10 protein-coding genes, 1 tRNA gene and 1 pseudogene are annotated in these 14,564 nt (G+C 71.7%); 4 read left to right on the forward strand and 8 right to left on the reverse strand.

Annotated elements, in window-relative coordinates:
• Positions 1 to 2: 2 nt before the first annotated feature.
• Complete coding sequence (locus Raf01_RS33105; protein WP_203922005.1) at positions 3 to 773, reverse strand: GNAT family N-acetyltransferase; 771 nt, start codon at positions 771 to 773, stop codon at positions 3 to 5.
• A gap of 87 nt (positions 774 to 860) precedes the next feature.
• Positions 861 to 2,063 carry a selenide, water dikinase SelD gene (gene selD, locus Raf01_RS33110; RefSeq protein ID WP_239134140.1) on the reverse strand — a complete coding sequence of 401 codons (1,203 nt, stop codon included), beginning with the start codon at positions 2,061 to 2,063 and terminating at the stop codon, positions 861 to 863.
• Positions 2,064 to 2,172: 109 nt separating this feature from the next.
• On the opposite strand from selD, the gene Raf01_RS33115 reads away from it, so the two are divergent.
• The 3 genes from Raf01_RS33115 (at position 2,173) to selB (ending at position 5,562) form a co-directional block, all read left to right on the forward strand.
• Positions 2,173 to 2,268, forward strand: a tRNA-Sec gene (locus Raf01_RS33115).
• A gap of 55 nt (positions 2,269 to 2,323) precedes the next feature.
• Positions 2,324 to 3,613, forward strand: a complete 1,290-nt coding sequence (selA, locus tag Raf01_RS33120) for an L-seryl-tRNA(Sec) selenium transferase (RefSeq protein ID WP_203922006.1) — start codon at positions 2,324 to 2,326, stop codon at positions 3,611 to 3,613.
• Positions 3,604 to 5,562: a selenocysteine-specific translation elongation factor gene (selB, locus tag Raf01_RS33125; protein WP_203922051.1), complete on the forward strand. Its 1,959-nt coding sequence runs from the start codon at positions 3,604 to 3,606 to the stop codon at positions 5,560 to 5,562. Before selA ends, selB begins: the two co-directional genes overlap by 10 nt.
• On the opposite strand, the gene Raf01_RS33130 is transcribed toward selB, so the two are convergent.
• The 6 genes and pseudogenes from Raf01_RS33130 to fdh all read right to left on the reverse strand — a co-directional run.
• Positions 5,516 to 6,040: a P-loop nucleotide/nucleoside kinase family protein gene (locus Raf01_RS33130; protein ID WP_203922007.1), complete on the reverse strand. Its 525-nt coding sequence runs from the start codon at positions 6,038 to 6,040 to the stop codon at positions 5,516 to 5,518. The two genes, selB and Raf01_RS33130, sit on opposite strands and share 47 nt — an antisense overlap.
• A gap of 50 nt (positions 6,041 to 6,090) precedes the next feature.
• Positions 6,091 to 6,657, reverse strand: coding sequence for a Uma2 family endonuclease (locus Raf01_RS33135; RefSeq protein ID WP_203922008.1), 567 nt, complete (start codon positions 6,655 to 6,657; stop codon positions 6,091 to 6,093).
• Positions 6,658 to 6,783: 126 nt separating this feature from the next.
• Complete coding sequence (locus Raf01_RS33140) at positions 6,784 to 7,716, reverse strand: helix-turn-helix domain-containing GNAT family N-acetyltransferase (protein ID WP_203922009.1); 933 nt, start codon at positions 7,714 to 7,716, stop codon at positions 6,784 to 6,786.
• Between the two features lie 136 nt (positions 7,717 to 7,852).
• Positions 7,853 to 8,935, reverse strand: coding sequence for an NrfD/PsrC family molybdoenzyme membrane anchor subunit (gene nrfD, locus Raf01_RS33145; protein WP_203922010.1), 1,083 nt, complete (start codon positions 8,933 to 8,935; stop codon positions 7,853 to 7,855).
• On the reverse strand, positions 8,932 to 9,969 hold the full coding sequence (locus Raf01_RS33150; protein WP_203922011.1) for a 4Fe-4S dicluster domain-containing protein: 1,038 nt from the start codon (positions 9,967 to 9,969) through the stop codon (positions 8,932 to 8,934). Before Raf01_RS33150 ends, nrfD begins: the two co-directional genes overlap by 4 nt.
• Positions 9,970 to 9,986: 17 nt before the next feature.
• Positions 9,987 to 13,229 (reverse strand): annotated as a pseudogene (fdh, locus tag Raf01_RS33155) (formate dehydrogenase); the annotation flags it as partial.
• Between the two features lie 294 nt (positions 13,230 to 13,523).
• Between fdh and Raf01_RS33160 the strand changes: the two are divergent.
• Positions 13,524 to 14,432 carry a formate/nitrite transporter family protein gene (locus Raf01_RS33160; RefSeq protein WP_239134141.1) on the forward strand — a complete coding sequence of 303 codons (909 nt, stop codon included), beginning with the start codon at positions 13,524 to 13,526 and terminating at the stop codon, positions 14,430 to 14,432.
• Positions 14,433 to 14,564: the final 132 nt, after the last annotated feature.

Below are 14,564 nucleotides of genomic sequence, written 5' to 3' on the forward strand. Positions count from 1 at the left end.
TCTCAGAGGGGCGGATCCCAGGCGAACCGGCGGACGACGCCGACGGCCCGGAAGCCGAGCGCGGAGTAGATCCCCTCCCCCTGCGGAGAGGCCGTCAGCACCGCGGTGCGGCCGCCCCGCGACCGGACGGCGGCGAGCGCAGCGGCCGTCATCGCCGAGCCGAAGCCACGTCGCCGCTCGCCGCGACTGGTAACGATGTGCTGCACCTCGGCGGCGGCCGATCCGTGGAAGACCGCGGCGCAGGCGACCGGCCGGCCCTCGGCGAAGCCGAGCAGGTGCTCGAATCGCGCCTGGGGTCCGAATCCGTTCGCCGAGCGCAGCCGGACGACGTCCGCCACCACCTCGGCCGTCGAGACGCCCATCCACACCTCGGCGAACCGGGCAAGGTCCCGCCGGTCCGTGACGCGGCGGATGGTGAGTCCGGCCGGCTGGATCGCGGCGGCGCCGACCTCGTTCAGGTCACACACCATCATCGGTTCCGCCTCTTCGAAGCGGTACCCGGCCCCGGCCAGCCGCCCGTCGAGTTCCTTCGGCGCATCCGGGGGCAGGTGCCAGAGCATCGGCACACCGGCGGCGCGGAACGGTGCCGAGGCGGTGGCGAGATCGATCGGCCCGTGGGCCGGGAGGAACACCCCGTTCAGCCCGGCGTACCCGGAACCGGTGAGAAACCAACGGTGCCCGACGGTGACCCCGGGCGCCGACCGGTACGCGGCGCAGCCCTCCCAGATCGTCTTCTCACCGAGCGCGGCGAGTGCCTCGACGCCACCATCCATGCGGCAGACGATACGGCGGGTATTCCGGTGCCCGCGTTCGAGGTGAAGACTCGCGGCATGTCAGGCCGGGCCGCCTCAAGGATCGGCTCAGCGCACGACGAGGGTGACGCCGTCCCGGGGCGGTACCAGTTCGCCGATCACCGGATAGCCGGGCACCTCACCGGCGACCAGCAGGCCGCCCGACGTCTGCGCGTCGGCGAGCAGCAGCAGTTCGTCCTCGCCGGCCGTGCCGGCGCTCAGCCGGTGCCGCACCCAGTCCAGGTTGCGCCGGGTGCCACCGCTGACGTATCCGGCGGCCAGGGCGGCGCGGGCCCCGTCGAGGTACGGCACCGCCGCCGCGTCGATGACCGCCGTCACGCCGCTCGCCCGCGCCAGCTTGTGCAGGTGACCCAGTAGCCCGAAGCCGGTCACGTCGGTGGCGCACGACGCCCCGCCGGCCAGCGCGGCCCGGGCCGCGTCCCGGTTGAGTGTCGTCATCGCGTCGACCGCCTGCGGGAACACCTCAGCGGTCGCCTTGTGCCGGCTGTTGAGCACACCGATGCCGAGCGGCTTGGTGAGCGTCAGCGGCAGGCCCGGGCGCCCGGCGTCGTTGCGCAGGAGCCGCCGCGGGTCGGCGACACCGGTGACCGCCATGCCGTACTTGGGCTCCGGGTCGTCGACGCTGTGCCCACCGGCGACGTGGCACCCCGCCTCGCGAGCCACGTCGAGGCCGCCGCGCAGGACCTGCGCGGCGAGGTCGAGCGGCAGCACCTCCCTCGGCCACGCCAGGAGGTTGACGGCGACCAGCGGCGTGCCGCCCATCGCGTACACGTCGGACAGCGCGTTGGCTGCGGCGATACGACCCCAGTCGTAGGCGTCGTCGACCACGGGCGTGAAGAAGTCGGCGGTCGCCACGATCGCGGTGCCGTCCGTGGTGCGCACCACGGCGGCGTCGTCGCCGTCGTCCAGCCCGACGATCAGGTCGCCGATCGGGCCGGACGGGCCACCGGACAGGCTGCTGGACGGGTCGCTGGACGGGTCGCTGGACGGGCGACTGGTCGGGGCACCGATGGGGTCGCCGGCCGGGCCACGGGTCGGGCCACGGGTCGGGCCACCGGTCGGGATCGCCGTGCGGCCCGAGACACCCCGGACGGCGCGGCCCGAGACGTCCCGGGCCGGATCGGCCGAGGCGCCGACCAGGCCGGAAACCATCGCCTCCAGCTCGCCCGGTGGGATCTTGCAGGCGCAGCCGCCGCCGTGCGCGTGCTGGGTCAGCCGGTACCGCGTGATCGTCTGCGTTAGGTCTTTCACCTGTATGTCTCCCACCCGCACGCCTCTCACCAGCACGCCTCCCCTCTGCACGCCTCCCACCTGTCGGATATTAGCCGGAATGAGATATACGTGCGGGTAGGGTGCTTTCGGAGGCGTTCGGGCGGCTGGTGCGCTCCACGGTCTTCAAAACCGATGTGGCCCGGGATCCGGGCCAGGCGGGTTCGATTCCCGTCCGCCTCCGCCAGACAACTACCGCCACACAGCTACCGCCACACAGCTCGCCGTTCCGGGAGGTCAGCGTGGACCCGCGCCGGCGCGTACCGCGTACCGATGCCGTCCTCGCCGACGCGCGCCTGGTCGCGGCCGCCGCCACGTTGGGCGCCGGGCAGGTCAAGGCCGCGGTCACCGCGGCGCAGGACCGGGCCCGCCGGGGCGAGATCACGCCCGAGGCCGTCGCGGACAGCGCGGTGGCGGCGTTGCCGGGACTGTGCGCGAGCCTGCGTCCGGTGATCAACGCGACCGGCGTCGTGCTGCACACCAACCTCGGCCGCGCGCCGCTGTCCGCGGCGGCGGTCGACGCGCTGGTCGCGGCGGCCGGGCACACCGACGTCGAACTGGACCTCGCGACCGGCCGGCGGGCGCGCCGGGGGCGGGGCACCATCCAGGCGCTGCGCGCGGCGGTACCCGAGGCTGCCGCCGTTCACGTCGTCAACAACGGCGCCGCCGCGCTCGTACTCGCCGCGACCGCGCTCGCCGCCGGCCGGGAGATCGTCGTCAGCCGAGGCGAGCTGGTCGAGATCGGCGACGGGTTCCGGCTGCCGGACCTGCTGGAGTCGACCGGCGCCCGGTTGCGCGAGGTCGGTACGACCAACCGGAGCGCGCTGGCCGATTACGCGGCGGCGGTCGGCCCGGACACGGGCTTCGTCCTCAAGGTGCACCCGTCCAATTTCGTCATCAGCGGCTTCACCGCCAGCGTTCCGGTCGCCGACCTGGCCACGCTGGGCGTGCCGGTGGTCGTGGACATCGGCTCCGGACTGCTGGCCGCCGACCCGCTGCTGCCCGGCGAGCCGGACGCCGCGTCGACCCTGCGAGCCGGGGCGGCACTGGTGACGGCGAGCGGCGACAAGCTGCTCGGCGGACCGCAGGCCGGCCTCCTGCTCGGCGACGCCGAGCTGGTGGAGCGCCTGCGCCGGCATCCGCTCGCCCGCGCGTTGCGGGTCGACAAGCTCACGCTCGCCGCCCTCGAAGCCACGCTCCGCGGACCCCGCTCCCCCACCTGGGCCGCCCTGCGCGCCGATCCGGCGACCCTGCGGGTACGCGTGAAGGAGCTGTGCCGGGTGCTGGGTGACCTCGACGCGGAAATCGTCGCGTCGGCGGCTGTGGTGGGTGGCGGCGGCGCACCCGGGCTGGAACTCGACTCCTGGGCGCTGTCGCTGCCGGAGCGCCTGGCCGCCCCGTTGCGCTCGGGCGACCCGCCCGTCGTCGGCCGGATCGAGCGGGGCCGGTTGCTACTCGACCCGCGGTGCGTACCGGCGGAGTTGGACGCCGTACTGGCCTCGGCGGTACGGCGGGCAGCCACGTGCACGTGATCGCGACGGCGGGTCACGTCGACCACGGCAAGTCCACACTGATCCGGGCCCTGACCGGGATGGAGCCCGACCGGTGGGCCGAGGAAAGGCGACGCGGCATGACCATCGACCTCGGCTTCGCCTGGACCACGCTCACGTCGGGCGAACCGGTGGCGTTCGTGGACGTGCCGGGTCACGAGCGGTTCGTGCCCAACATGCTGGCCGGCGTCGGCCCGGTACCCGCGGCGCTGTTCGTGGTGGCGGCCGACGAGGGCTGGATGCCCCAGTCGGCGGAGCACCTCGCCGCGCTCGACGCCCTCGGGGTGGCGCACGGGCTGCTCGTGCTCACCCGGTGCGACCTGTCCGATCCGGCGCGGGCGGCAGCCCAGGCGCGGGCCGAGTTCGCCGGAACGTCGCTGAGCGGTGTCGAGACCGTGGCGGTCAGCGCCGCGACCGGCGCCGGGCTGGATGACCTGCGGGCGGCGCTCGACCGGCTGGCCACGTGGCTGCCGGTACCCGACCGGTCGGCTCCGGTTCGGCTGTGGGTCGACCGGTCGTTCGCCATCCGGGGTAGCGGCACCGTGGTCACCGGTACCCTCGGCGCCGGGCGGCTGCGCACGGGCGACGAGTTGGAACTTGTCGGCGCTTCGGTGCCAGACGCGCCGGGCCGGGGCGGTCGGACGACTGGTCTGGGTCGTGGCGCGGCGCCAGACGGACCGAGCCGGACCGGTCGCAAGGTTCGGGTACGCGGCCTGCAGGCGCTCGGCACCCCGGCGTCGGAGGTGAACGCCGTCGCCCGGGTCGCGGTAAACCTGCGCGGCGTCGACCGGGACGGAGTACGCCGCGGACACGCCCTCGTCACGCCGGGCCGGTTCCACCTCACCGCTCTCGTGGACGTGCGGCTGTCCGGCGATCCGGTGTCCTCGTTGCCGGCGGAGGTGACCCTTCACCTCGGCTCGGCGGCCGTCACCGCCCGGGTACGGCCGCTGGGCGCCGACACCGCCCGGCTGCGGCTGGCCGCGGCGCTCCCGTTGCGGGTCGGCGACCGGGCGCTGCTGCGCGATCCCGGCCGCCACCACCCCGGCACCCACGATCCCGGCATCCACGATCCCGGCCGTCATCGCGTGGCCGGTGGCGCGGTGGTCCTCGACGTGGACCCGCCACCCCTGCGGCGCCGTGGCGCGGCAGCCGCCCGCGCGGTCACACTGTCCACACTGGACGGTACCGCGTCCGAACGGGACGCCCTGCGCCGGCGGGGCCTGGCGCGCCGGGAAGACCTCGAGCGGATGGGCATCGCCGTGTCCGCCACGCCGGTGGCCGGCGACTGGCTGGCCGACCCGGAGCACTGGGCCGCGCTGCGCGACCGCCTCGCCGAGCAGGTCGCCCGCCACGCAAGGGAGCATCCGCTCGATCCCGGCATGCCGGTCGAGGCGCTGCGGCACGCCCTGGGACTGCCCGACCGCGCCCTGGTGGACGCGCTCGTGGCGCCGCCGCTGTTCGCCCGTGACGGTCGGATCGTCGTCGCCGGGCAGGACGGGGTGCTGCCCGAGCCCGTCGCCCGGGCGGTCGCCCGGCTTCGTGCCGACCTGCGCAGTGAGCCGTTCCGCGCTCCGGACGCGGGCCGGCTCGCCGCGCTCGGGCTCGGCCCGCGGGAGTTGGCCGCGGCGGTACGCGCCGACGCTCTGCTGCGCATCGCGGACGGCGTCGTGCTGCTGCCCGACGCGCCGGAGGAGGCGATGACGGTACTGTCCCGGCTGCCTCAACCGTTCGCCCTCACCGATGCCCGGCAGGCGCTGGCCACCACCCGGCGGGTCGCCGTACCACTGCTGGAGATGCTCGACCGCCGTGGCGCGACCCACCGCCTGCCCGACGGCCGCCGCCGGATCGGTCGGTCCTCCACTGTGGACGGTGTCGCGGGGGCGCCTACCCTTCCGTCTTCCGGGTCAGCAGCTCGCGCACGACGGCGGTGATCTCAACCTCGGTAGACGTGTCCACACGCACCACCTCCCCGATGCCCAACGGCTCGGCACGAGCCGCCCAGTCGTCCCACGAGGTGGCCAGGTGGCGTGCGTCCTCGTACATCGAATGCCTGACCCGAGCGGCGTACCGGCCTCGGGCGACCTCGGCCGGTACCTCGCACCACACCTCCACCAGCGCGGGCTCGCCGCACCGGCGCCAAGCGGCCGTCGTGAACGCCAGATCGCGTGGCCGGAACCACCACGACTCCAGCAGGACTGTGCCCGCGATGCCGGCGGTCAAGCTCCACGCCGCCTCCATGGCGATGGCGCCGAGGCCATCCGGCCTAGCGGTGGGCACCGCCGACAACAGCGCTTCCTTCAGGGCGTCCTTCGATATCACCGGTACGTTCAGAGCGGGACCCAGGCGAGTCGCGAGGGTGGTCTTTCCCGATCCGGGCAGCCCGTTTACGAGGATGACGCGTTCCGCCATCCGACCATGATCGCATTACCGACCGGCCTTCGCCTCGGCCGGATGGCGATTCAGATCCTCGAGAGGTCGATGGTGACCGGGAACGGCGCGGTCGCCTTCACCAACCCGGTGAAGACCTCGGCATCGCGGTATTTCACACTCGCCATGTCGAGGACGTAGGTGTGGACGATCGGCATGCCGGTGAGCGCCTGCTCGATCCGCCAGTAAAACTGGATGCCCGCCTTGGCGTATTGATCAAGCTTGACAACGCGGTCGGTGGTCTCGGATCCGGGGGAAACAACCTCGGCAACCATGAGAACGTGCTCCGGCCGGGTGGGTGTGATGTCCAGCGTGTCCGCCCGATAGACGATCACATCAGGACGCCGGTTGAGTAGCGGTACATCCTGAAGCCTGAGGTCAAAGTCGACGTCGGCATTCCACCCGTCACCGGCTGCCGCTTCCAGGGCAACCGCGAGCGTCTTCGCGATCCGGTTGTGTCGCTTGGACGGGCTTGGGCTCACCACAACCATCCCATCCACGATCTCGACCCCGGCAGACTGCTCCGCGGACCACGAGTCATACTGCTCGGCGGTCACCAGTTCATGCATCCATGCGGGTGCAACAGCTTCCGCGGTCATCGCCACATCCCCAGCAAAATAGATCGTGGGGCCCCCTGTGCCGCCACGACGCACATCGTACCGGGCCTGCCCCGCTCAGGCGTACGAACCGGACGCACCACACAATCCGCCCGGCACGTGAGTTGGTCAGTTGTCACTGTGGCCACGACTGCCGGAGGTCCGTGGCGGCCGGAGCCGCTTCTCGAACCAGTGGTGGGCGTAATGCTCGGTGTTGTACCGCTCGATCTCGCGGTAGCCGGCCGAGCGATACATGGCGATCGCCTCGGTCAGGTTGCGGTTCGTGTCCAGCCGTATGGCGGTCCAGCCTCGTTCGGCGGCATACTCTTCCAGCTCGCCGAGCATCCGCCGGCCGACCCCGAGCCCGCGTACCGTGTCGGCGACCCAGACCCGCTTGATCTCGGCCGGCGTCCCGGGGTGGAGCTTGACCGCGCCGCAACCGACGGGTTCGGAGTTGAGAGTGGCGAGCAAGAACACACCCGCCGGCGGGATGAGCTGTTCATCGCGGACCGGTGTGCTCAGCGCGGGATCGAACCCGTCGTCGAACCGCCGCGCGACGTCGCGCGCATAGGCCCGCAGGCACGCACGCGCCCGCGGATCGTTCGGCGAGCACGGCTCGATCACCACCATCGACGCGACGAGCAGCCGCTCGACCTCGGCCATCGCCGAAGTGAGCCGCTGCCGGCGCTGCGCGGTGAGCGGTTCGAGGATCGACCAGGCGAGTTCGTCGGAGCGCTTGTCCAGCTCAGTCCACTCCGCCCGGCCGGACTCGGTCAGCGCGGCCACCCTCACCCTCCCGTCGCCGCCGAGCTGGTCGTCCGGCCCGACGGTGACGAGCCCGTCGTTCTCGAGGTTGCGCAGCAACCGGCTCAGGTACCCCGAGTCCAGCCCGAGCCGAGCGCGCACCGCGGCGACCTCGGCACCGTCGGGGCCGATTTCCCACAGCAGGCGTGCCTGCGCGAGGGGGCGACCGCGGGCCATGTACTCGTCGTCGAGCGCACCCACGCGTTGGGTGACCGTCCGGTTGAACCGCCGTACCGAGGCGACAAGGTCCGAATGCATAACCTGACTTTAGTCAGGCATCATGCCGTCTCGTCAAGCGCCCCCGTCAAGCGCCCCTCGTGACGCTCTCGCGGCCGGGAGGACCGACACGAAGGTGGTTCGTGGCAAGTCACGAGGGTGTGGCCGGTCCGCCGGGTCAACGTGCCCCGGTCGATTCCTCGACGCGTTGCCGCTGCGGTACCACCGTGTATTTCGGGTCCTTCGCCGACGCGACCCCGCCCTCGAAGACGCCGAAGCGGGTCAGCGCCGCCGCGGCCACCAGAGCGGCGCCCGACAACGCCGAGACCAGCCGGCTGCGCCGGCCCAGCACCGCTCCCGCCGCGCCGGCCACCGTCAGGCCACGCGCCGCCCGCAGCAGGCGCCCGGCGCGCCCCTGCCGGTACGGCTCGCTGACAATCCCCATCGCGTTCTCCACGCGATGCGACGCCACCAACTCCATCGCCGCCCCGGCCACCGCGAGCCGGCTGGCCGGACCGGTCTCGGCCAGCGGTGCCGCGAGCAGCGCGACACCCGAGGCACTGGCCAGCGCGCTGCCCGCGAAGACGAAGGGCAGTTGCGGGTACGCCTCGTGCCAGGACGGTACCGCGGTGTCGGCGATCAGTACGGCGGTGTACGTGGCGACCGCGGGCGCCACCGCCGCGGCCAGGTACCCGGCGGTGGTACCGGCCACCGGGAGCGCGCGGCGAGCCAGCCCGAGTACGCCGCGCCGGGGAAGCGCCGGCGCCACCTCGGCGACCGCGGCGATCCCGGACGCCGGGCCGAACAGGGCCAGGATCCAGGTGCCCATCGACATCGGCGAGGTCGGCTTGGCTATCCGGAGCATGTGGTGGAACCGGTTCGGGCGCCCGAGGTCGTGGATCAGGAAGTAGGTGCTGGCGCCCATCGCGGCCAGGGACGCCAGCCGGGTCGCGCGGCGCATCGCCGGCCGGCCGGTCAGGTCGGCTCCGGCGGCGAGCATCGACGAGCCGGCCGCGAGGCCACCAGTGAAGAAGTACGCGGGGATGTCGCGCTTCCACACCGGCGCCTTGAGGATCGGCCGGCCGTAGTAGGAGCGGAACTCCCGGCCCGGCTCGTCCGCCGGCGGCCCGTCGCCCCGGCCGCGCCGCGCCTGGTACTCCCGGAAGCGGACGCCCACCGGCAACCGCCCGCCCGACTCCTGGCCGGCGTGACCGCCTGGCTCCCGGCCGGCGTGACCGCCGTCCGTCTCCCCCGCGCTCACGCCGGCCTCCCGAGGAACGCCACGGCGACCGCGGCCGCCATGGCCAGCGCCGCGACACCCGCCCGCTTCCACATGTCCGGCAGGTCTCTGGTGGTCACCACCGGATCCGGCGGCAGCCCGTACACCTCGGGCTCGTCGAGCAGCAGGAAGAACGCGCCGTCGCCGCCGACGCCGTCCTCCGGGTCGTGGCCGTACAGTCGCGCGGTCGTCTCGCCCGCCGCGTGCAATCGTTCGACCCGCCGGGCCGCCCGCTCGCGCAGTTCGTCGAGCGGCCCGAACTGGATGGACTGCGTGGGGCATGCCTGCGCGCAGGCCGGGGTCATCCCGTCGCCGATCCGGTCGTAGCACAGCGTGCACTTCCACGCGCGGCCGTCGGTCTTGCGCTGGTCGATGACACCGTACGGGCATGCCGGGATGCAGTACCCGCAGCCGTTGCAGATGTCCTCCTGAACCACGACGGTACCGAACTCGGTGCGGAACAGCGCTCCGGTCGGGCACACGTCGAGGCAGGCGGCGTGCGTGCAGTGCTTGCACACGTCGGACATCATCAGCCAGCGAAGGTCCGTGCGTTCTTCGCGCCCCGGTTGCCTGCCGGGCAACTCGGACGCGGGCATGCCGAGGAACTCGGGTCCGGCGGCCATTCGCGCGGCGGAGTCCGGATGTCGGCCGGGATCCAGGCCGGGCTCGGTGCCTGTGTCGGTGGTGGTGGTCACCGCGTCGGCCGCAGCCGCCGGGGCGATCGTGGGGCCGGTCGGCGTACCCGCGAACGCCGGGGTCTGGCGGCCGGCCGGTACCGGCTGCTCGACGAACGCGACATGGCGCCACGAGTTGGCGGTCAAGGCTCCGGTGTTGTCGAACGACATGCCGAGCATGGTCAGCTCGTGGCCGGGTACCCCGTTCCACTCCTTGCACGCCACCTCGCACGCCTTGCAGCCGATGCAGATGCTCGTGTCGGTGAAGAATCCCATCCGGGCGGGAGGGTCCTGATATCCCGCGTCCGGCGCCGGGTCGAGCGGCCCGTACAGCCTGTTCATGGTTTCTCCCGCTCGACGGCGTCGGTGGTCAGGATCGGCGTCCGGTGGTCGCCGGTCAGCCCGGCCCGGCGACGGTAGTCGGCCACGTAGTCCAGCAGCGCCTTGCCGACCGGCCGCCGACCCGGCCTGATGTCGCACGTGCCCACCTTGCTCTCCTGGATCAGCACGTTGGGGTCGAGGGTGATGCCGAACAGGTCGTTGGCCGAGTCACCGGTGGCCAGGCCCTCGCCTCCCCAGTGGTAGGGCAGCCAGATCTGGTGAATCACGCGGTCCTCGACCCACAGCGGGGTGAGCCGGTCGGTGACGAGTACCCGTGCCTCGATCGCGGCCCGCGAGGTGACCACGTGCGCGTAGTCCAGGTGGACCAGTCCCCGCTCGGCCGCGAGTTCCGGCGATACCTCGACGAACATCTCCGGTTGCAGTTCGGCCAGGTACTTCACGGTGCGGCTCATGCCGCCGGCCGTGTGGTGCTCGGTGAGCCGGCTGACGCTGAACACGTACGGGAACACGTCGCTGTGCGGCTCGGGCGGGCTCGGGTTGGTCGGGTTCGCCGGCCGCCGGTACGTCCTGCGGGTCGGGTTGGCCTGCTGGCCGTGCAACGGGTTGCGCACCGGCGACTCGGCCGGCTCGTAGTGCGTGGGCATCGGCCCGTCGATCAGCCCTGAGGGCACGTACAGCCAGCCCTTCCCGTCGCCCTGCATAATGAACGGATCGATTCCGGAGAGTGCCTCGACACCGGTCGCGTCCGCCGGCGGCCGGTACGACGGGGGCTTCGTCTTCTCGAAGTCGGGCACGTCCGGACCGGTCCACTCGCCCTTGTCCGGATCCCACCGGGTGTATGCCTTGCGCTCGCTCCACGGCCGGCCCTCCGGGTCGGCGGACGCGCGGTTGTAGAGGATGCGCCGGTTGGCCGGCCACGACCAGCCCCACTCGGGCGCGACCCAGCTCTGTTCCCGGCCGGGTTTGCGCCGCGCCGCCTGGTTGACGCCGTCGGCGTAGACCCCGCAGTAGATCCAGCAGCCGCCCACGGTCGAGCCGTCGTCGCGCAACTGGGTGAACGCGGACAGCGGGCGGCGGGTGGCCACCTCGTACCCGTTGATTTCGAACAGCACCGCCTCCGCGCTCGGCTCGTCGTCCCGGCCGTGCGTCGGGTAGTCCCAGGCCAGGTCGAGGATGGCGCGGTCGCGCGACAGGGTCGAGCCGGCCAGCTTCTGCCGGATGACCCGGCCCAGGTGGTAGAAGAACCACAGCTCGGAACGGCAGTCGCCGGGCGGGTCGAGGGCCTTCTCCCGCCACTGCAACAGCCGCTGGGTCTGGGTGAACGTGCCTTCCTTCTCCACGTGCGACGCGGCCGGCAGGAAGAACACCTCGGTACGGCACTCCTCCGGCACGATCTCGCCGGTCTCGATCTCCGGGCTGTTCTTCCAGAACGTGGCGCTCTCGATCATGAAAAGGTCACGCACCACGAGCCAGTCGAGGTTGGCCATGCCCAGCCGCTGCAGCTTGCCGTGCGCGGAGCCGACCGCCGGGTTCTGCCCGAGCAGGAAGTACCCCTTGACCTTGCCGTCGATCATGTCGAGAACCTGGCGGTACGTGCCGTGGTCGCCGGTCATCCGCGGCAGGTAGTCGTAGCAGAAGTCGTTGTCCGGCCTCGCCGCGTCGCCCCAGTACGCCTTGAGCAGGCTGGCGCTGTACGCGCGCGCGTTGTTCCAGAAGCCCTTCTGCTCCGGGTGGCGGATGCTCTCCACCCACTCCGTGAACGTGGTGTGCTTGACCAGCGGCATCGGCAGGTACCCGGGCAGCAGGTTGAACAGCGTCGGTACGTCGGTGGAGCCCTGGATGCTGGCGTGCCCGCGCAGTGCCAGGATCCCGCCGCCGGGGCGCCCCATGTTGCCCAGCAGCAGCTGGATGATCGCCCCCGTGCGGATGTACTGCACGCCGACGGTGTGCTGCGTCCAACCCACCGAGTAGATCAGCGCGGAGGTGCGTTCCCGACCGGAGTTCTCCGTCCAGGCGCGGGCGACCTCCTCGAACTTGTCCGCCGGGATGCCGCAGGTCCGCTCGACCATCTCGGGCGTGTAGCGCGCGTAGTGCCGCTTGAGGATCTGGTACACGCACCGCGGGTGCCGCAGCGTCTCGTCCCGCTCCGGGCGGCCCTGCACCGGGTGCCCGTGCGACTCGTGCTGCAGTCCGCCGGCGGTCTCCCGTTCCGTGCTGGTGTCGAACCGGACTCCGTCGTGTTCCTGCCCCGCGTACTGCCAGCTCTCCGGGTTGTACGTGCCGGTCGTCGGGTCGTACCCGGAGAACAGCCCGTCGAGGTCCTCGGTGTCGCGGAACTCCTCGCTGACGATGGTGGCCGCGTTGGTGTAGGCGACCACGTACTCCCGGAAGTCGAGTTCGTTCTCCAAAATGTGGCGGACGATCCCGCCGAGGAACGCGATGTCGGTACCGGCGCGGATCGGCACGTACAGGTCGGCCAGGGCACTGGTACGCGTGAACCGCGGGTCGACGTGGATGACCTTCGCCCCACGCTCCTTCGCCTCCATGACCCACTGGAAGCCCACCGGGTGGGCCTCGGCCATGTTGGAGCCCTGGATGATGACGCAGTCAGCGTTGGCGATGTCCTGCTGGAACGTGGTGGCGCCACCGCGACCGAAGCTGGTCCCCAGACCGGGGACGGTGGAGGAGTGTCAAATGCGCGCCTGATTCTCGATCTGCAGCGCGCCCAACGCGGTGAACAACTTCTTGATGAGGTAGTTCTCCTCGTTGTCCAGCGTCGCGCCGCCGAGGCTGGAGATGCCGAGGGTACGGTGCAGTGGCCGGCCCTCGTCGTCGGAGTCCTCCCAGGTCGCCTCGCGTGCGGCGATGACCCGGTCGGCGATCATGTCAAGCGCGGTGGCGAGGTCGAGATCCTCCCACTCGCGGCTGTACGGCCGGCGGTACCGCACCGTCGTCTGCCGCAGCTCGCTGGTCACCAGGTTCTTGCTCGCGGAGCCTTTCGGGCACAGGCGGCCACGGGAGATCGGGCTGTCCGGATCACCCTCGATCTGGCTGACGCGGCCGTCCTTGACGAAGACGCGCTGGCCGCAGCCGACGGCACAGTACGGGCAGACGGAGCGGGCCATCGAATCGGCGGTCTCGGTGCGCGCGGTCAGCGCCGCCGAGCGCGGTGACATGGCTGCGGCCCCGCGCCCGAGCGGGTCGGTCCCGGTCAGCTGCCGGTAGACCGGCCAGCCCTCGATCCAGGTACGCACGCCCACGAATCACATGCTAACGACACCGAAAGGGCTCGAAACGCCGTTCCGAAGTCTTCTCCCGTTGCTCGCCGGGTTCCCGTTGCTTGTCGCCGGCTGGGGGACGGCTCGTCGCCGGCCGGGGACGGCCTCCGGAAACCCGGCCGGATAACCAGAACGTTTTACCGGTTCATGTTGGGGCATCAGGTGGACCATCGCACCGGTGAGCACCTAAAACGGAGGAACCCCACCACATTCGGCGCCGGTCGGGGTTTTCGAGCAGATACGCATGGATGCGCATCTGTACCAGCGTCAGAAACCATGAGGGAAACCATGGCCTTCAAGACACCCGACCAGATCGCGACGACGGCGGTGAACTCCGGCGTCGTCAAAGCGAATCTCAGTCCGGACCGCATGATCGTCGGTGGGATCCTGGGCGGCGCCTACATCGCGTTCGCCGGACTGCTCGCCGTCGTCGTCACCGCTGGTATGCCGGTGGGCATCTGGGGCAACCTGTCCACGCTGTTCCTCGGCGCGGTCTTCGCGACCGGGCTGATCCTCGTCATCATCGCCGGCTCCGAGTTGGTCACCGGCAACATGGCGCTACTGCCGCTGGCGCTGACCTCGCGCCGGGCCCCCCTCTGGCGGGTCGTGATGAGCCTCGTGCTGGTCACCGCCGGCAACCTGGTCGGCTCGCTGCTGGTCGCCTACCTGCTCGCGGTCAAGACCGGCGTCATCGGGTCGTCGCACTCGGCCGCCGGAACCGCGGGTGCGCTCACGTTCGCCAAGCTCGCCACCGTCGCCAAGGGCAAGGCGGTGACCGAGACGAGCATCGCGATCTTCCTGCGCGCGATCGGCTGCAACTGGCTGGTCTGCCTCGCGGTCTGGATGGCCTACGCCGCGGAGGACATCGCGGGGAAGATCCTCGCCATCTTCTTCCCGATCATGGGGTTCGTCGCGATGGGCTTCGACCACGTCGTGGCCAACATGTTCTTCATCCCGGCCGCGATGTTCGCCGGCGTTCACGGCATCGGCGCGGCGAACCTGTTCCGCAACCTGGGGCTCGCGTTCGCCGGCAATCTGGTCGGCGGTGCGTTCTTCGTCGGCTGCTTCTACTGGTACCTGTACCTGCGCGGCCAGGCGCGGCCGATGACGCCGGATGGCATCCAGGCCACGCCGACCCCGGATCCGCGCAGCAAGGGCGGCCAGGAGGCGGCCGGCCCGCGCTGACGCGGCGAGGTGCCCGCCGGGCAGGTCTGCCGGCAACTCACCTGACGGATGCCGGGGTCGCGACACGCGCCCCGGCATCCGCCGCGCCCACCGCACCCGCCACTGCGTCCGCCGCACTCACCTCTGCGTCTG

It is taken from the genome of Rugosimonospora africana (genome assembly GCF_016862975.1).
Taxonomy (GTDB): domain Bacteria; phylum Actinomycetota; class Actinomycetes; order Mycobacteriales; family Micromonosporaceae; genus Rugosimonospora; species Rugosimonospora africana.